At 70.8% G+C, this 18,029-nt stretch carries 16 protein-coding genes; 6 read left to right on the top strand and 10 right to left on the bottom strand.

Going from position 1 to position 18,029, the window contains the following annotated elements; all coding sequences use genetic code 11:
- The first annotated feature begins 95 nt into the window (after nt 1-95).
- Nucleotides 96-1,646: a DEAD/DEAH box helicase gene (locus PVE36_RS03695; protein WP_277454654.1), complete on the top strand. Its 1,551-nt coding sequence runs from the start codon at nt 96-98 to the stop codon at nt 1,644-1,646.
- A gap of 241 nt (nt 1,647-1,887) precedes the next feature.
- Here PVE36_RS03695 and PVE36_RS03690 read toward each other — a convergent pair whose 3' ends face one another.
- From PVE36_RS03690 to PVE36_RS03680, 3 genes are all read right to left on the bottom strand, one after another.
- Nucleotides 1,888-2,661: a ParA family protein gene (locus PVE36_RS03690; protein WP_277454652.1), complete on the bottom strand. Its 774-nt coding sequence runs from the start codon at nt 2,659-2,661 to the stop codon at nt 1,888-1,890.
- A gap of 94 nt (nt 2,662-2,755) precedes the next feature.
- A complete protein-coding gene (locus PVE36_RS03685) occupies nt 2,756-4,069 on the bottom strand; it encodes a DUF2252 domain-containing protein (RefSeq protein WP_277454651.1) in 1,314 nt (437 codons plus the stop codon).
- 37 nt (nt 4,070-4,106) lie between these two features.
- Nucleotides 4,107-4,955 (bottom strand): PHP domain-containing protein, encoded by an 849-nt coding sequence (locus PVE36_RS03680; RefSeq protein ID WP_277454650.1) that lies wholly within the window; start codon nt 4,953-4,955, stop codon nt 4,107-4,109.
- Between the two features lie 508 nt (nt 4,956-5,463).
- Between PVE36_RS03680 and PVE36_RS03675 the strand changes: the two genes are divergently transcribed.
- Together PVE36_RS03675 and PVE36_RS03670 are read left to right on the top strand one after the other, a co-directional pair.
- Entirely contained in the window at nt 5,464-6,966 is a 1,503-nt protein-coding gene (locus PVE36_RS03675; protein WP_277454648.1) for an aminopeptidase P family protein, read from the top strand.
- A 196-nt stretch (nt 6,967-7,162) separates the two neighbouring features.
- Complete coding sequence (locus PVE36_RS03670; RefSeq protein ID WP_277454647.1) at nt 7,163-8,218, top strand: MaoC family dehydratase; 1,056 nt, start codon at nt 7,163-7,165, stop codon at nt 8,216-8,218.
- A gap of 115 nt (nt 8,219-8,333) precedes the next feature.
- On the opposite strand, the gene PVE36_RS03665 is transcribed toward PVE36_RS03670, so the two are convergent.
- The 7 genes from PVE36_RS03665 to PVE36_RS03635 form a co-directional block, all read right to left on the bottom strand.
- On the bottom strand, nt 8,334-9,260 hold the full coding sequence (locus PVE36_RS03665) for a type IV toxin-antitoxin system AbiEi family antitoxin domain-containing protein (protein WP_277454646.1): 927 nt from the start codon (nt 9,258-9,260) through the stop codon (nt 8,334-8,336).
- Nucleotides 9,261-9,409: 149 nt separating this feature from the next.
- On the bottom strand, nt 9,410-10,150 hold the full coding sequence (locus PVE36_RS03660) for a PIG-L deacetylase family protein (protein WP_277454644.1): 741 nt from the start codon (nt 10,148-10,150) through the stop codon (nt 9,410-9,412).
- A gap of 88 nt (nt 10,151-10,238) precedes the next feature.
- The gene (locus PVE36_RS03655; RefSeq protein WP_277454642.1) at nt 10,239-10,823 is read right to left on the bottom strand and encodes a general stress protein; all 585 of its coding nucleotides are present in this window, start codon (nt 10,821-10,823) and stop codon (nt 10,239-10,241) included.
- Between the two features lie 79 nt (nt 10,824-10,902).
- The gene (locus tag PVE36_RS03650; protein WP_277454641.1) at nt 10,903-12,102 is read right to left on the bottom strand and encodes an acyl-CoA dehydrogenase family protein; all 1,200 of its coding nucleotides are present in this window, start codon (nt 12,100-12,102) and stop codon (nt 10,903-10,905) included.
- Nucleotides 12,103-12,260: 158 nt separating this feature from the next.
- Nucleotides 12,261-13,148, bottom strand: a complete 888-nt coding sequence (locus PVE36_RS03645; RefSeq protein ID WP_277454640.1) for a peptidoglycan-binding protein — start codon at nt 13,146-13,148, stop codon at nt 12,261-12,263.
- Nucleotides 13,149-13,439: 291 nt separating this feature from the next.
- Nucleotides 13,440-14,306, bottom strand: a complete 867-nt coding sequence (locus tag PVE36_RS03640) for a CoA ester lyase (protein ID WP_277454638.1) — start codon at nt 14,304-14,306, stop codon at nt 13,440-13,442.
- Nucleotides 14,307-14,308: 2 nt separating this feature from the next.
- On the bottom strand, nt 14,309-15,391 hold the full coding sequence (locus PVE36_RS03635; RefSeq protein WP_277454637.1) for a CoA ester lyase: 1,083 nt from the start codon (nt 15,389-15,391) through the stop codon (nt 14,309-14,311).
- 133 nt (nt 15,392-15,524) lie between these two features.
- Here PVE36_RS03635 and PVE36_RS03630 point away from each other — a divergent pair, with 133 nt between their 5' ends.
- From PVE36_RS03630 to PVE36_RS03620, 3 genes are all read left to right on the top strand, one after another.
- Nucleotides 15,525-16,052 (top strand): hypothetical protein, encoded by a 528-nt coding sequence (locus tag PVE36_RS03630; RefSeq protein WP_277454636.1) that lies wholly within the window; start codon nt 15,525-15,527, stop codon nt 16,050-16,052.
- 124 nt (nt 16,053-16,176) lie between these two features.
- Nucleotides 16,177-17,451 (top strand): CBS domain-containing protein, encoded by a 1,275-nt coding sequence (locus PVE36_RS03625; RefSeq protein WP_277454634.1) that lies wholly within the window; start codon nt 16,177-16,179, stop codon nt 17,449-17,451.
- Nucleotides 17,444-18,019: a DUF1003 domain-containing protein gene (locus tag PVE36_RS03620; protein ID WP_277454632.1), complete on the top strand. Its 576-nt coding sequence runs from the start codon at nt 17,444-17,446 to the stop codon at nt 18,017-18,019. Before PVE36_RS03625 ends, PVE36_RS03620 begins: the two co-directional genes overlap by 8 nt.
- The last annotated feature ends 10 nt before the right edge of the window (nt 18,020-18,029 follow it).

The following is an 18,029-nucleotide window of genomic DNA, read 5'->3' as shown; positions in this document are numbered from 1 at the left end:
GGTCGCCCCACGCGTGGCAGACCGCTTGACTGACCTCCGATCGGCCCGTGCCACCCACGGCGCACGCAGCGCCGTCCACGCTGATCGAGAGACACATGACCGACACCAGCACGTCCGAATTCACCGAATCCGTCGACGAGGCGGTTCAGGCCACGCCCGACGTCGAGGGCACCGCCCCGCAGGCGACCCAGCAGACCTTCGCGGACTTCGACGTCCGTCCCGAGATCGTCGAAGCGCTGGCCGACGGCGGGATCATCCACCCCTTCCCCATCCAGGCGATGACGCTGCCGGTCGCCCTGGACCGGCACGACATCATCGGCCAGGCCAAGACCGGTACCGGCAAGACGCTCGGCTTCGGTGTCCCGATGCTCAACCGCATCGAGACCGACACCGACGACCCCCGACCGCAGGCCCTCGCCGTCGCCCCCACCCGTGAGCTGGCCGGCCAGGTCGCCGCCGACCTCGAGCGCGCCGGCAAGCGTCTGGGCATCAAGGTGCTCACCGTCTACGGCGGTCGCGCCTACGAGCCACAGATCGACGCGCTCAAGGCGGGCGTGCACGTCGTCGTCGGCACCCCCGGGCGCCTCATCGACCTCGCCCAGCAGAAGCACCTCGACCTGTCCGCCACGAAGACCGTCGTCCTCGACGAGGCCGACGAGATGCTCGACCTGGGCTTCCTGCCCGACGTCGAGAAGATCATGGCGATGACCAACCCGTCGCGGCACACGATGCTCTTCTCCGCGACGATGCCCGGAGCGATCGTCGCCCTGGCCCGTCGATACATGACCCAGCCGACGCACATCCGCGCGATGAGCGAGGACGGCGACGCCAAGGACAGCCACACCGTCAAGGCGACCGAGCAGTTCGTCTACCGCGCCCACGCGATGGACAAGGTCGAGATGATCGCCCGCATCCTGCAGGCCAAGGACCGCGGCCTGACGATCATCTTCTCCCGCACCAAGCGCACCGCCGCCAAGGTCGCCGACGAACTGGCCGACCGGGGCTTCGCCGCGGCGTCGATCCACGGTGACCTCGGCCAGGGTGCGCGCGAGCAGGCGCTGCGGGCCTTCCGCAACGGCAAGGTCGACGTGCTCGTCGCCACCGACGTCGCCGCCCGCGGCATCGACGTCGACAACGTCACGCACGTCATCAACTACCAGTGCCCGGACGACGAGAAGACCTACGTCCACCGCATCGGGCGCACCGGCCGCGCCGGCCACACCGGCATCGCCGTGACCTTCGTCGACTGGGACGACGAGACCAAGTGGTCGATGGTCAACCGCCAGCTCGACCTGGGCATCCCGGAGGCTCTGGAGACCTACTCCAGCAGCCCGCACCTCTTCACCGACCTCAACATCCCCGAGGGCACCAAGGGCCGCCTGCCCCGCTCCCAGCGCACCCGCGCCGGCCTCGACGCCGAGGAGCTCGAGGACGTCGGCGAGACCGGCAAGTCCGGTGGGCGTCGTCAGGGCGGCGGCCGCTCCGGTGGCGGCCGTTCCGGCGGCCGTGACGGTGGTGGTCGTTCCGGCGGCCAGAGCGAGGCGAAGGGTGACTCCGGCAGCTCCGAGGGCCGCCCGCGTCGCCGCCGCAACCGTCGTCGCACCCGCGGCGGCCAGTCGCAGGCGGGCCAGTCCAACAACGGCTGACGCCTCACCCGCCTCCCGAATCTCGGGTCACCCGATGAACCCCGGGTTCGCAAGAGTTCGAAACTCCTGTGAACCCGGGGTTTGTCTTGTCGAGCACGAGCGCCAGGCACTCCCCCTTCGCCCAGGTGGCGTCACCCCGGGGCGACCACGCACCCTCCCAAGCCACCGTCAGGTGGTCAACTGGTGCGCCAAGTGCCATCCGGAGACGCACCACGTGACCACCTGATCACGCGGACCGGGCTCAGATGGTCTCGAGGATCCGCTCGGTGACCTCGCGGTAGGCGGACGCGCCCTTGCTGGAGCGGGCGGTGTCGAGGATGGATCGCCCGGCCGCCGGCGCCTCGGCGAAGCGGACGGTGCGCGGGATGGGCGGCGAGAGCACCGGCAGCTGGTAGCGACCGCCGAGGTCGTCGAGCACCTCGCGGGCGTGGTTGGAGCGACCGTCGTACATGGTCGGCAGGATGCCGATGGTCTTCAGCTTCTTGTTCAGCAGCTTCTTGACGTCGCGCACGGTGTCGAGGAGCTGGCCGACCCCGCGGTGACTGAGCATCTCGGCCTGCATCGGGATGATCAGGCCGGTCGCCGCGGTCAGCGCCGCCAGCGTCAGCACCCCCAGGCTCGGGCTGCAGTCCAGGAGGATGACGTCGTAGTCGGTGCGCACCTCCTCCAGGACCGATTGGAGGACGAACTCTCGCCCGGGCCGCGTCAGCAGCTGCGCCTCGGCCCCGGCGAGGTCGATCGTCGACGGCAGCAGGTCGACACCCTCACTGGCCTCGAGGATCGCGTCGGCGACCTCCGCCTGGCCCAGCAGCACCTCGTGGATGGACACCTCGACGACATCTGGGTCGATCCCGAGGCTGAAGGTCAGGCTCGCCTGGGGGTCGAGGTCGACGAGCAGCACCCGCCGTCCCTCCTCGGCCATCGCCGCACCGATCGATGCCACGGACGTCGTCTTGGCGACACCGCCCTTCTGGTTCGCGACGGCGATGATCGCTGACTTCTTGGCTCGTGCCACCGGTGATACCCCTCCTCGAGGTGCGGGACTGCGAGATCATCCTCGCAGGTCGGGTATGCCTGCACGCGAAGGTCCACCGCGTGACCCAGCACACTCAGACCGAGGCGACCTGCCCGATACGCCCCTCGCGGAAGGCCTCGACGAAGAGCGCGTGGTCCTCCCGCACCCGCTGCGCGTACTCGACCCCGAAGTCGACGATCTCCCGGACGAACTCCTCCTCCCGCCCCTGCAGCACCTCGACGATCGCCTCCTCCGTCTGGAAGTCGACGACCGTGTGGTCGCTGTCGGCGTCGGAGACGCAGTGGATCTTGGCCGTCGCCCGGCCGAGCGCGTCGACGACCGACTCCATGTCGGCCGGCTCGTTCAGGTCGTCCCAGGACAGGTCGAGCTCGTACGGCGAGACCTCGTCGACGAGGTAGCCGACGCCGTCGATCGTCGTGTACCCGAGCAGCGGGTCGGCGTGCACCTGCAGCGCCCGCTGGCTGATGACCGTCCGCTCACCCTCGTGGGTGAACAGCTCCGCCATCGTCGGTACCTCGACGACGCCCTCGAGCGCGGGCCGGTTGGCCTGCTTCATCGACAGGACGATGTCGTTCTCGTGCGCCTCGTTGAACCCCTCGATGAGGATGCTGTACGCGGGCAGACCCGCGCTGCCGATGCCGAAGCCCGAGCGCCCCACGACGTCCTTGACCTGGTAGAAGGTCTCCCGCTCCACCCGCTTCGCCTCGGGGATCGTCTCCAGGTACCGCCGGTAGGCCTCGAGCACCACGTCGCGCTCGGCCTCGTCCAGGCGACGGACCCCCTTCGCATCGGTGAACAGGCGCCCGTCACCCCTGATCTCGGTCATCGAGTCGAGCATCGCCGCCCGGCTCTGCCGCCGGGCGGCCTGCAGGGTCTCGTGCAGCGCCCCCGTCGTGTTGCCCAGCCGCAGCGCGAACTCCTCGTCACCGGCCCCCTCGACGAAGCCGTGGACCCGCTCGAGGTAGGCCCGCAGGTAGCCGGCGGCCAGGTCGCGCACGGTGTGCTCCGGCAGCGCCTTCTGCCACGCCATGACCGCGAAGCCGGCGACGAAACGGCGCAGGTCCCACGAGAAGGGCCCCACGTAGGCCTCGTCGAAGTCGTTGACGTCGAAGACGAGCTCGCCGTGGGAGTTGATGTAGGTCCCGAAGTTCTCCGGGTGCAGGTCGCCGTGGATCCACACCCGGCCGGTGCGCTCGTCGGCCCACGGCTGCTCGGAGGCGGCGAGGTCGCGGTGGAAGAGGCACGCGGTCCCGCGGTAGAAGGCGAAGGGGTTGTCGGCCATCTTGCGGTACTTCACCCGGAAGGCGGCCGGGTCGGCCCGCATCAGGTCGGCGAAGGCGGTCTCGAGCGTCTCGATGACGTACTGCTGGCGGCGGCTGTCGCTCATGGGGCGACGGTAGTCCCCCCGCACGGGGACGGGCGGCTCAGCGCAGGAGCGGTGTGGCACCGGAGGCGATGGCCTCGATGCGTGCGAGCGACTCCGGCGACGTGGTGTTCTCCCCCAACCGGTTGGTCTTGCCGTCCCCGTGGAAGTCGCTGCTGCCGGTGACGACGAGGTCGAGGTCGGCGGCGAGGTCGCGCGCGAGCGTGCGGCCCGCGTCGTCGAGGTCGCGGTGGTCCGCCTCGATGCCCACGAGCCCGGCCTCGGCGAGCATCGCCACGTCGTCGCCGTCGACCGCGCGCTGACGTCGCACGGCGAAGGGGTGGGCGAGGACGGGCACCCCGCCGGCCGCCCTGACCAGGCGCACCGCGTCGGCGGTCGCGGTGGCGTAGTGGGGCTCGTAGAAGGCCGAGCCGTTGTGCAGCCAGCGGGCGAACACCTCGCTGCGGTCGTGCGCGAGTCCCTTCGCGACGAGCGCATCGGCCAGGTGCGGTCGGCCGAGCGAGACCGGCCCCTCGGGCACCTGCGCCAGGACGTCCTCCCAGGTCACGGGGAAGCCGTCGGCGGCCATGTGCTCGACGATCCGCTGCAGCCGCGGCACCCGGTCCTCGCGGGTGCGGCGCATCTCCTCGGCCAGCTCCGCCTCGTCGGGGTCGAAGAGGTAGGCCAGCAGGTGCACCGAGCGCCGGTTGTGGCGCGTGGACAGCTCGGCCCCGCGCACGAGGGTGATGCCGTGGCGCTGCGCCGCGGCGGCGGCCTCGGCCCAGCCCACGGTCGTGTCGTGGTCGGTGAGCGCGATCGTGCTCAACCCGGCCTCGGCGGCCTGGGCGATGAGCTCCGCGGGCGCGTCCGTCCCGTCGCTGCGGGCGGAGTGGGTGTGCAGGTCGATCACATCGCCACCATATGGCCTCCCGGCATGGCCGAGGTGCAGAACGCGATCCATCGCGACGGTCTGCGTTCGAGCCCGGTCGACGTCGAGAGGGTCCGCGAGCGCTACCTCGAGATGGAGTACCGGGTCGCGTGCACCGTCGCCGAGCAGGGGGGCCGCGTCGTCGGCTTCCAGTCGCTGAAGCGGGCGTGGCCCGGCAACCCCTACGACGTGCCCGAGGGGTGGGGGATCATCGGCACGCACATCCACCCCGACGCCGGCCGGAGCGGACTTGGGCCGCCGCCTCTTCGCCGCATCCCTGGCTGCGGCACGCGACGCTGGCGCACATCGATGCAAGCATCGGCGCCGACAATGCGGCCGCCCTGGCGAACTACTCGGCCATGGGATTCACGCCGTACCGGCAGCTGGGCGAGACCATCCCGCACCGGTTCGACGTCGGGTGAGCACGCCCCCTTCGCCCCCGCCCGGTGGTGCCCACGCGACGCGCACCACATGGTGAGACGATGGCGCCATGAGCGAGGAGCAGCAGCAGGCAGACAACCGCAAGCGACCGACGACGGACGAGTTCCGTGCCTTCGTGGCCCAGGACTGGGCGCCGCGGTCGAGCGAGCGTCCCCCGCTGACCGAGGCCGCGAGGCGCGCCGCCGAGCGCCGCGCCACCGTCTCCGCGGCCCACGAGGGCGAGCGCCTGGTCGTCCCGGCGGGTGGGTTGAAGGTGCGCGCCAACGACACCGACTACGTCTTCCGGCCGCACACCGCCTTCGCCCACCTCACCGGCCTGGGCGCCGACCGGGAGCCGGACGCCGTCCTGGTCATGGAGCCGCTCGGCGGCCCCGACGAGCAGGCCGGCCACGAGGCCTCGCTGTACTTCCGCCCCCTGGCGCCGCGCGACTCCGAGGAGTTCTTCGGGGACGCCCGCTACGGGGAGTTCTGGGTCGGCGCCCGCCCGTCGATCGAGGACGTCGAGTCCGAGCTGGGCCTCACGGGCCGCCACGTCGACCAGCTCGAGGACGCCATCGGCAAGGACGCCGGGCAGATCATCGTGCGGATGGTCCGCGACGCCGACCTCGCCCTGACCGCCCGCCTGGACACCGTGCGGGTGCAGGGCGGCGCGAGCGAGGAGAGTCTGGTCGAGGCCGACGAGGCCCTCGCCCACGACCTGTCCCACCTGCGGATGGTCAAGGACGACTGGGAGGTCGAGCAGATGCAGGAGGCCGTCGACGCCACCCGCGTCGGCTTCGAGGCGGTCATCCGCGAGCTGCCGAGCCTGCCCGAGCGCGGCCGCGGTGAGCGCTGGGTCGAGGGGACCTTCGGCCTGCACGCCCGCCACCAGGGCAACGGCGTGGGCTACGACTCGATCTGCGCCTCCGGTGACCACGCCAACACGCTGCACTGGATCAAGAACACCGGCGACATCTCCGAGGGCGACCTCATCCTGCTCGACGCCGGCGTCGAGCTCGACTCGCTCTTCACCGCCGACATCACCCGCACGCTGCCGGTGAGCGGGACCTTCAGCGAGACCCAGCGCGAGATCCACGAGGCGGTCGTCGCCGCGCAGGCCGCCGGGATCGCCGCGGTGCGGCCGGGCGCGAAGTTCTCCGACGTCCACGCCGCCGCCATCCGCGTCATCGCCGAACACCTGCACGCGTGGGGGCTGCTGCCCGATGGCGTCTCCGTCGAGGACACCCTCGACAAGGAGCACGGCCAGTACCACCGCCGCTGGATGGTGCACGGCACGAGCCACCACCTCGGCCTCGACGTCCACGACTGCGCCCTCGCCACGCGCGAGGAGTACATGGACGCCGAGCTCGCACCGGGCATGGTCCTCACCGTCGAGCCGGGCCTGTACTTCAAGGCGGACGACCTGAAGGTCCCCGAGCGCTTCCGTGGCATCGGCGTGCGCCTCGAGGACGACGTCGTCGTCACGCAGGACGGCTGTCGCAACCTCTCCGGCGAGTGGCCGCACTCCGCCGACGAGATCGAGGCGTGGATCGCGCAGGTCCAGGCCCGCTGAGCGTCGTGCCGCGAGGCCCTGAGCTGGCCGGGACACCTGGGGCCGGCCGCGTCACGACCCGGCCACCACCGGCGAGCGCGGCCGGAGCGACGTGTCCCGGCCGTGTGGCCGGGTCAACACGACTCGGCCACACCCCCTTCGCCGACCGTGCGAGAAGATGGCGGGGATCCCCCTTCGCCCGACGAAAGGCCCCCGCATGTCCACCAAGACGGTCCCCGGCAACTACTTCGAGGACTTCTCGATCGGTCAGGAGATCCGGCACGCGACGCCGCGCACGGTGACCGACGGCGACATCGCCCTCTACACCGGCTTGTACGGACCGCGCTTCGCCGCGACGAGCGCCTCGACCTTCGCCGAGGCGATGGGCTTCGCGCGGATGCCCGTCGACAGCCTGCTGGCCTTCCACCTCGTCTTCGGCAAGTCCGTCCCGGACATCTCGCTCAACGCCGTCGCCAACCTCGGGTACGCGGGCGGCCGCTTCGGGGCCCCGCTGCACGTCGGTGACACCGTGACGACGACCTCGACGGTCATCGGTCTGAAGGAGAACTCCAACGGCCGGACCGGCGTCGTCCACGTCAACTCCGTCGGCGTCAACCAGCGCGGCGAGATGGTCGTCGATTACGTCCGCTGGGTCATGGTCCACAAGAAGGACCCGGCCTCCCCCGCCCCCGAGACCGTCGTGCCCGACCTGCCCGGTGCGGTCGCGGCCGAGGACCTGCACGTCCCCTTCGACCTCACCGGTCGCGAGTACGACGTGGACCTGGCCGGCAGCCCCTTCCTCTGGGAGGACTACGAGGTCGGCGAGCGCATCGACCACATCGACGGCATGACCATCGAGGAGTCGGACCACATGCTCGCCACGCGGCTGTACCAGAACACCGCGAAGGTCCACTTCAACCAGCACGCCCAGTCGCAGTCGAGGATCGGCCGCCGGCTCATCTACGGCGGCCACATCATCAGCCTCGCCCGGGCCCTGTCCTTCAACGGCCTGGCGAACGGCCAGATGATCGCCGCGATCAACGCCGGCGCCCACGCCAACCCGACCTTCGCCGGCGACACCGTCTACGCGTGGTCCGAGGTCCTCGAGAGCATCGAGCTGCCCGGCCGCACCGACGTCGGAGCGCTGCGCCTGCGCACGGTCGCGACCAAGGACACCCCGTGCGCGGACTTCCCGTACAAGGGCGAGGACGGCAAGTACCTGCCGGAGGTCGTGCTCGACCTCGACTACACGGTGCTGATGCCGCGCCGCTGAGCCGAGCCCTCCCGGGACGCCTGACCTGGTCGTTCCGGGACGCAGAAATCGAGTCAGGACGTAGGAATTACTACGTCCTGACTCGATTTCTGTGTCTTGAGCGTCCGATTCTTCGTCATGCTCGGCGAGCCACCCTCGCCAGAGCACCGTCGATCCTCGCCCGCACGCGCTCCGGGTGGTCCAGGTCGGCCCAGACGAGCCGGATGACGACACACCCGAGGGCGGTGAGGCGCTCCTCGCGTGCCTTCTCCCGCGCCAGGGCACCACGCCCGTCGGCACCCTCGTACTTGACCATGCCGTCGAACTCCACGACGACCGCTCCCCCCACCATGAAGTCGACCCGGCCGACGAAGCTCCCGTGGTCGTCGCTCACACTCACCTGGCTGCGCACGTCGTAGCCGAGCCCGTGCAGGAGCAGCCGCGTCCGGCTCTCGCCGACGGACTCGCACAAGGGATCCGCCTGCTCCACCAGCGCCGTCACCCGCGCCCGGTCCAGTGGACCGCGTGCCAGCCGCTCACCGGCCGCCTGCACCGTCGGCAGGCGGCACCTGCGCTGGTGCAGGGCGTCGTCCAGTGCCACCACGCCTGCCTCGACACCGTGCCGCAGCGTGACCTGCACGACCGCGGTCGCGATGTCCACCGTCGCGTGACCACCGACGTGGACCGGTTCGGTCGTGGCATCCACGGGATGCGTCCGGACACCGCTGACCGTCCGGGTGCGCGGCACCGGGGCCATCTGGTCGACCACGCGAGTCGGCACGCCCCACAGCGCGATGCCGTGGAGCGCGAGCGCGCTCTGGTGGCTCGCCGTGTGACCCGGTCGGCCCAGCAGGACCGCGCGGACGCGCAGGGCGAGCTGCTCCGCCGGACGCGCCGATCGCCATCGGTCCTCGAGCACGTAGGCGTTGCGCCGCACCCGAACCGCCTCCCCTGCGCGCACGAGCTCCCGCACGTCGTGCTCACCCAGGAGGCAGGAGCGCACGTCCTCCCAGGTGAAGACGTCGCCGTTCTGCTCAGCCCGTCGTCGGAGTCGATCATCCACCGTCCGATCGTGCCGGACCCGCGAGATCGGCCGCCCACGATATCCACAGGACCTCCCCCCTTCGCCTCGGACGCAGAAATCGAGTCAGGACGCAGGAATTACTACGTCCCGACTCGATTTCTGTGCCCAGCGGAGCCCGCGCAGGGGGATCAGCGCGGGTAGTACTCCAGGAGCAGGGCGTGCGTGACCATGGGATCGCGCACCCGCTCGGCCCCCATCCCGAGGATGTTTCCCAGCAGCTCCGCCGGCGACGGGAAGTCCTCCGGGAGCGCGGCGTTGTAGAGCCGGTGCTCCTCGAGGGACTCGATCGCGTCGTCCAGGTGCCCGGTGACGTCGACGTAGTGGCTGGGGTTCGGCGTGGAGACGACACCGAGGGCACTCGCGTTCCACGGCTCGAGCCCCTCGTCGACGAGCTCGGGGAAGATCCACCGGTTGCCGGCGTCCGCGACGGCGTCGAGGGTGGCCAGGCCGACGGCGCGGTGGTCGGCCTGGTTGAGCATGCCCGGGCCCCACGTCAGCGTGTGGTTCTGGGTCAGAACGAGGTCGGGCCTCGCCCGGCGAATGGCCGCGGCGATGTCGCGACGCAGCCGCAGCCCGTACTCGATCGTCCCGTCGGCATGGTCACCGAACTCCACGGACTCGACCCCGACGACCGCGGCGCTGGCCCGCTCCTCGTCGGCCCGGGCGGGCGCGGCATCGACCGGGTCCATCGTGTCGATCCCGGCCTCACCCCGGGTGAGCAGGAAGTAGCGCACGGTCTTGCCCGCGCCGGTCCACGCGGCGACGGCTGCGGACATGCCGTACTCGATGTCGTCTGGATGGGCGACGACGCACAGCACGGAGTCGAAGGATGACTCGTCGATGGCGGCCAGGTCGGACAGGGTGGTCACCCCTCGACGCTATCCAGCCGAGCGCGTTCCGGCCAGCCCTCGAGCCGGCCGATGGCGAAGGGGGGGTCCTCCCCCCTTCGTCAGGTGGTCAGGTGGGCTGCCCGCCCCGGCCACGGTCCATGCGCTCCTGCTCGGCGCGGGCCTGCTCCTGCCGCTGGCGCACCTGCTCCTGGGCGGCGCGCATCGGGTCGAGCTCGGCGAGCAGCTCACGGGCGGTCTGCATGTGCTTGTGCTCGGTGAGCACCTCGTAGCGGGAGGCGACGACCTGGCTGATCGAGGTGAAGTCACGCTGCCCACCGGTGGAGCGGTAACCCAGCCACGCCCACACGAGGCCGAAGACGGCACCGATGAGGACCGTGGACACCAGCCGCTGGACGAGGTTGTCCCCGCCCTCGAACATCGCGAAGACGAGCCCGACGAAGACACCGATCCACAGACCGGACAGCAGGCCGCCGAGCAGCACCTTGCTCGTGGTGAGGCGTCCGCGCACCCGCTCGACCTGCTTGAGATCGGTGCCGACGATCATGACGTCCTCGACCGGGAACTCCTTGTCGGCGAGGAAGTCGACGGCACGCTGCGCCTCGGCATAGGTGTCATAGGTGACCAGGGACATCGGGAAGCGCAGCCCGAGGTGATCTTCCATCCGGGCGGTCATGTGCGGCTGCGTACTCATGGCCCCATTGTCCCACCAAACTCCCGACCCCCAAGCCCGCGGTGATCCGGTGCACACGCGAGGGCGGGAGTGGGGTCGGTCAGCGCTTGGCCGGGTAGTCCTTCAAAATGCTCTTGCCGATGATCATCTTCTGGATCTCGGCGGTGCCCTCACCGATGAGCAGCATCGGGGCCTCGCGGTAGAGGCGCTCGATCTCGTACTCCTTGGTGTAGCCGAAGCCACCGTGGATGCGGAAGGACTGCTCGACGACGTCGGCGCAGTACTCGGCGGCCATGTACTTCGCGATGCCGGCCTCGAGGTCGTTGCGCTCGCCCTTGTCCTTCAGCCGGGCGGCCTTGACCATCAGCTGGTGGCCGGCCTCGACCTTGGCGGCCATGTCGGCGATGCGGAAGAGGATGCCCTGGTGGTCGACGATCTTCTTGCCGAAGGTCTCGCGCTGCTGGGCGTAGTCGATCCCGAGCTCGAAGGCGCGCATCATCAGGCCGCACGCACGCGAGGCGACGTTGACCCGGCCGACCTCGACGCCGTCCATCATCTGGTAGAAGCCCTTGCCCGGCTCGCCACCGAGCAGCTGGGCGGTGCTCGTGCGGTGGTTGTCGAAGATCAGCTCGGTCGTGTCGACGCCCTTGTAGCCCATCTTCTCGATCTTGCCGGGGACGGTGACGCCCTGCGCGGTCTCACCGAAGCCCTCGGTCTTGTCGATGAGGAAGGTCGACATGTTCTTGTGCGCGGTGTCGGCACCGAGGTCGGTGCGGCACAGCACCGCGACGAGGTTGGCGGAGCCGCCGTTGGTCAGCCACATCTTCTGGCCGTTGATGGTCCACTCGTCCCCAGCGCCCTGGACCGCCTTGGTCTTGATGCCGGCGACGTCGGACCCGAGCGCGGGCTCGGACATGGAGAAGGCGCCGCGGATCTCACCGGTTGCCATCTTCGGCAGGTAGCGCTGCTTCTGCTCGTCGGTACCGTGCTTGAGGATCATGTACGCGACGATGAAGTGGGTGTTGATGATGCCCGAGACCGGCATCCAGCCTCGCGCGATCTCCTCGACGCACAGCGCGTAGGTCAGCAGGGACTCGCCGAGACCGCCGAACTCCTCGGGGATCATCAGGCCGAAGATCCCCATCTCCTTCATCTGGTCGACGATCTTCTGCGGGTACTCGTCCGCGTGCTCCAGCTCCTGGGCCACCGGGATGATCTGCTCGTCGACGAACTCCTTCACGAGCCCGAGCAGGTCCTGCTGCTCCTCGGTCAGTCCATCGGTCGTCTGCAGTCGGGACATGCGCGTTCAAACCTCATTGCGGTCGTGGGCAGGGGATCCGCGCCAGTATCCCAGCCGGGCGCCCACTCCGCTACGGCGTCCACGGGTGTCGTGGGCCACTCCGGACAGGGGCGAAGGGGGGCGCCCCCTGCGCGCCCCCCTTCGCCTCGTCCGTGCCGTCAGTACACCCAGACCCGCCGACCGATCGGGGCGAGGCCGGAGCCCCAGACGTAGTTCATCGCGGCGTTCGACACCCGCGTGCAGCCGTGGGAGGCCGGATAGCCCGGGACGGACCCGTAGCCGTGGATCGCGATCCCGCCGTTGAAGTACTTCGGTCGCCACAGCGCGCCGAGCGGGCCGTAGTCCATCCGGTTGACCTGGCGGAAGATCCGGTACCGCCCTCGCGGGGTGCGCCAGCCGGCCTTGCCGGTGCTGGTGTTGAAGACCCATCGGGTGCGCCCCGAGACGACGAAGATGATGACCTGCTTGGCCAGGTCGACCTCCATGACGGTGCCGCTGGTCGTGCGCCCACGCGGTCGGCTGAGGCGGTCGATGACGGCCCAGGTGTTGGGCCCGCAGACACCGTCGCGCGCGAGTCCGTGGACCTTCTGCACGGCCATGACGGCCTGCGCGGTGGTGTGGCCGTAGATGCCGTCGTTGCCCGTGTGCCAGTACCCGTTCGCCCGCATCGTGCGTTGCAGGCGGGTCACGGCCGACCCCCGGCTGCCGCTGCGCAGCAACGGGTGCGAGCCGGACGCCTCGGGCGCGGTCTCCCCACCGCCGCCGCCGGATCCCGCGAGGCGGTCGACGACCGCCCAGGTGTTGGGCCCGCAGATGCCGTCCACGACGAGCCGGTGGTCGCGCTGGAGGGCGATGACCGCCCCCCGCGTGGACGGCCCGTAGATGCCGTCGACGCCCATGTGCTCGTAGCCGGCGTCGAGCAGCTTGCGTTGCAGCTCACGGACGGCGGTCCCCCGACTGCCCAACCGCAGGAGCGGATGGGTGGCGGCGTGGGCGGGTGCGGCGACACCGACGCCTGCGAGGCCGGCTGCCAGCGCGGCAGCCATGCTTCCTCGCATGAGCAGACGCCGGTCGAACGCCCCCGTGGACGTACCGGCCACGTGGCGAGGCTGGTGAGTGTTCATCTGTCTGACCCCCTGTGGTCGAGGACGAGCGTCCCTGCCCGCCCCTCACTGACCCAGACGTCCGGGGCGCCTCGGGCGGTTGCGTGCCAGGAGGTCACAAAACGATGACGTGCGCCGTCCCCCGGGGCACGTGCGAGCAGCACGAAGGGGGGCGACCCGGCCGTGTCGGCCGGGTCGCCCCCTTCGTCTCGCTCCTCGTCAGGAGCCGGTCGATCAGGACCGCGCGAGGATCGCCTCGTGGGTGGAGAGCACCCGGCGGGCGATGTCCACGTGGAGGTTCTCGATCATCTTGCCGTTGTGGGTGACGACGCCGGTGCCGGCGCCCTCCTCCCAGGCGGCGAGGATGCCCTTGGCCTCCTCGACGGCCTCCTCGCTCGGCGCGAAGGTGGTGTTGCACACCTCGACCTGGCCGGGGTGGATGAGGGTCTTGCCGTCGAAGCCCATGTCGCGGCCCTGCTCGCACTCGGCCGTGAAGCCCTCGAGGTCCTTGACCGCGTTGTAGACGCCGTCGAGGACGGCGATGCCCGCCTCGCGTGCCGCGAGCAGCGCCCACGACAGCGAGGTGAGCAGCGGCGCCCGGCCGGGGACGTGGTCGGCCTGCAGCTCCTTGACGAGGTCGTTGGTGCCCATGACGAAGGCGACGAGCCGGTCGGAGGCCTGCGCGATCTCGCGGATGTTGAAGATCGCGGCGGGCGTCTCGATCATCGCCCACAGCTTCGTGTGGTCGGGGGCACCGGCGGCCTCCATCGCCGCGACGAGCGCACGCACCTCGTCGGCGGTGTTGACCTTGGGCACGACGATGCCGGCGGGCCCGGCCGCGGACGCGGCGGCGATGTCCTCCTCGTGCCACTGCGTGCCGATGCCGTTGACGCGGATCGTCAGCTCGCGGTCCCCGTACTCACCGGACTGCACTGCGGCACAGGCGGCCTCGCGGGCGGCGGGCTTGTCGTCCGGGCCGACCGCGTCCTCGAGGTCGAGGATCAGGGCGTCGACGGGCAGGGTCTTCGCCTTCTCCAGCGCGCGGGCGTTGGAGCTGGGCATGTAGAGGACGGAGCGGCGGGGGGTGTAGGTCTCGCTCATGATCAGGCCTCCTTCCCGGCGTCGGCGTACGTCTTCGCCAGCTCGGGGTCGTTCGCGGAGAGGCGCTCGGCGAGCTCGAGGACGACCATGCACTGCTTGTAGGAGGCGTCGTCCTCCATCTTGCCGTCGATCATCACGGCGCCGCGCCCGTCGGGCATGGCCTCCTTGACGCGGCGGGCGTGGGCGACGTCCTCCGCGGTGGGGCTGAAGACCTTCTTGGCGATCTCGATCTGCACCGGGTGCAGGCTCCACGCGCCGACGCAGCCGAGGAGGAAGGCGTTGCGGAACTGGTCCTCGCAGGCGACGGTGTCCTTGATGTCGCCGAAGGGCCCGTAGAACGGGAAGATGCCGTGCATCGCGCAGGCGTCGACCATCCGGGCGATCGTGTAGTGCCACAGGTCCTGCTGGAAGACGGCGCGCTCGCCCGCGTAGTCCGGGACTCCATCGGCGCCCTTCGCCGGGTCCTGGCGCACCAGGTAGCCGGGGTGGCCGCCACCGACGCGCGTGGTCTTCATCCGGCGGTCCGCGGCGAGGTCGGCCGGGCCGAGGGAGATGCCCTGCATGCGCGGGGACGCACCGGCGATCTCCTCGACGTTGGCCACGCCGCGTGCGGTCTCGAGGATCGCGTGGACGAGGATCGGGCGCTGCACGCCCCCCTTCGCCTCGAGCTGGGCGAGGATCCGGTCGATGTAGTGGATGTCCTCCGGGCCCTGGACCTTGGGGACCATGACGACGTCGAGCTTGTCGCCGACCTCGGTGACGAGGCGGGTCAGGTCGTCGAGGACCCACGGGCTGTCGAGGGAGTTGATCCGCGTCCACAGCTGGGTGTGCTCGCCGAAGTCGACCTCCCGGGCGATCCGCACCAGGCCCTCGCGCGCGGCCTCCTTCTTGTCGGCCACGACGGCGTCCTCGAGGTTGCCGAGGAGCACGTCGGAGACACCGACCATGTCCGGGACCTTCTTGGCCATCTTCTCGTTGCTCGGGTCGAAGAAGTGGATCATCCGGCTCGGCCGGGCGGGCACCTCACGAACGGGCGTGGGGGCGCCCACGGCGAGGGGGGCGAAGAAGTCCTTGGCACTGCGCATGGGGTGGCTCGAGTCCTCTCGAAACGGCGAAGGGGTATCGCTGCGAAACCTAGCAGCGGGCCCCGGCCGCGGCTCATGATCCAGAACACACGCACTCCCGATCGCTGCGCGGGCTGCGCCCTACGCTGAGGGCATGAGCGAGGTCAACCTCTCCGCCCTCACCACCGAGGCGCTGAGCAAGTCCACGGTGCTGTGGCTGCGAGCCGGCGGTCGCGACCGCGCCACGTGGTTCGCCACCGGGGACGACGAGCTCGCCGACCACGTCCTCCTCGCCTCGGGCGGACCGGAGGTCGACCTCGGTCCCCTGCCCGACGAGGTCGAGCTGATCCTGCGCAGCAAGGGGCACGGCGGACGCCTGCTCACCCTGCGCGCCGAGGCCCGCGCGATCGACCCCGGCAACCCGCTGTGGGAGTCGGCGGCCCACTCCCTGCTCGGCGAGCGCCTCAACGCCCCGCAGGACCTCCTCGAGCAGTGGCGCACCCGGACGACGCTGTGGTCGCTCGCACCGTACGGCGCGCCGCTGCAGGCCCCGGGCATGCCGGGGCCGGACTCCACCGCCCGGGTGGACGCCCCGATCACCACGGGCGAAGGGGGCACCCGCCCGCGCCGTCCGTGGCACCTGGGCGGCCGGTCCCGCTCTCGCAGATCCGCAGGAGCTTAGGCTCCTGCGGGCGTCCGGTCGCAACTGCTTAGGCAGTTGCGAAGGCGTGCGGATGTCGGCCCGCGCCGGGACTCGCCCGCCGACCTGGTGGCGGCTGGCCGGCAGCCCATTAGTCTGGGGAACCGTGAGCGCTCCCTCCCGGTTCTTCGTCGCCCGTCTGGCGAGCCTCAACGTCTTCGACCCCCTCGGTGACCAGGTGGGGCGGGTGCGTGACGTCGTCATCACCTTCTCCGCCTCCCGCCGCCCACGGGCCATCGGCCTGGTCGTCGAGGTCCCCGGCCGGCGACGCGTCTTCGTCCCGATGACGCGGGTGACCTCTGTCGAGGGCGGTCAGGTCATCACGACCGGCCTGGTCAACATGCGCCGGTTCGAGAAGCGCGCAACGGAGACGCTCGTGCTCGCCGAGCTGCTCGAGCGCCCCGTGACCGTGCGCACCGACGACGGCCCCGTCGAGGCGACGGTCGAGGACGTGGGCGTCGAGCAGCTGCCCAACCGCACGTGGTCGGTGACCAAGGTCTTCGTGCGTGGCGGGCGCAAGTCCCGGCGCGGCCTGCTCGTGCGCCGGCGCGGGGAGACCTTCACCGTGCCCGTCGAGGACGTGACCGGACTGTCGGAGCGGGCCAGCGCAGCCGAGCACTCCGCGGTCAAGCTGCTCGAGTCGGTCGAGGACCTCAAGGTCGCCGACCTCGCCGAGGTCGTCTCCGACCTCGCGCCCGAGCGCCGCGACGCGGTCGTCGCCGCCCTCGGGGACGACCGGCTGGCCGACATCCTCCAGGAGCTCGGCGAGGACGACCAGATCGCGATCATCGGCACCCTCACCCAGACGCGCGCCGCCGACGTCCTCGAGGCCATGGACCCGGACGACGCGGCCGACCTGCTCTCCGTGCTGCCGGCCGAGCGCACCGAGACGCTGCTGCAGCTGATGAAGCCCGACGACGCGGAGCCGCTGCGCCGCCTGCTCAGCTACGACGAGAACACCGCCGGTGGTCTCATGACGACCGACCCGGTGATCCTCGCGCCCGAGGACACCGTCGCCGAGGCCCTCGCCGTCGTGCGCCGCGAGGAGATCACCGCCGGGCTGGCCGCCACCGTCTACGTCTGCCGCCCGCCGCTGGAGACACCGACGGGCAAGTACCTCGGGATGATCCACATCCAGCGGCTGCTGCGCGAGCCCCCGCACGAGAGCATCGGGCGCTACCTCGACAAGGCGATCGACCCCCTTCGCCCGGAGGAGCCCCTCGGCCAGGTGACCCGGACGCTGGCGACCTACAACCTGATCTCCGCCCCCGTCGTCGACGAGCAGGAGCACCTGCTCGGTGCGGTGACCGTCGACGACGTGCTCGACCACATCCTCCCCGAGGACTGGCGCGAGGAGCGGCACGAGGTGAGCGATGAGTGAGCGCGAACGCCGCACGGCCCGCGTCGACACCCCCCAGGAGGTCCGGCGCCAGCTGATCCGGCGCCCGTCCGGCATGTCGAGCGAGACCTTCGGCGTGCTGTCGGAGAAGTTCGCGCGCTTCATGGGCACACCGCGGTTCCTCATCTGGATGACGGTCTTCGTCACCGTGTGGCTCGCGTGGAACACCTTCGCGCCGCAGTCCGCGCAGTTCGACCCGCGGGCGCTGAACTACACGCTGCTCACTCTGATCCTGTCGCTGCAGGCCTCCTACGCCGCCCCGCTGATCCTCCTCGCGCAGAACCGGCAGGACGACCGCGACCGCGTCGGCCTGGAGCAGGACCGCGTGCAGGCCGAGCGCGCGCTCGCCGACACCGAGTACCTCACCCGCGAGGTGGCGGCCCTGCGCATCGCCCTGCGCGACGCGGCCACCCGTGACTTCATCCGCGGCGAGCTGCGCGACCTCCTCGAGGAGATGGAGACCAAGGGCCTCGAGGTGCGCCGGCGCCAGAACGACGCCGCCGCGGACGAGGTGGACGAGACGACCGAGGGCCCCAGCCCGCGCTGGTGAGCGGACCCAC

The organism is Janibacter sp. DB-40 (assembly GCF_029510815.1).
Classification (GTDB): Bacteria; Actinomycetota; Actinomycetes; order Actinomycetales; family Dermatophilaceae; genus Janibacter.
This window is presented reverse-complemented; position numbering and strand designations above follow the sequence as displayed.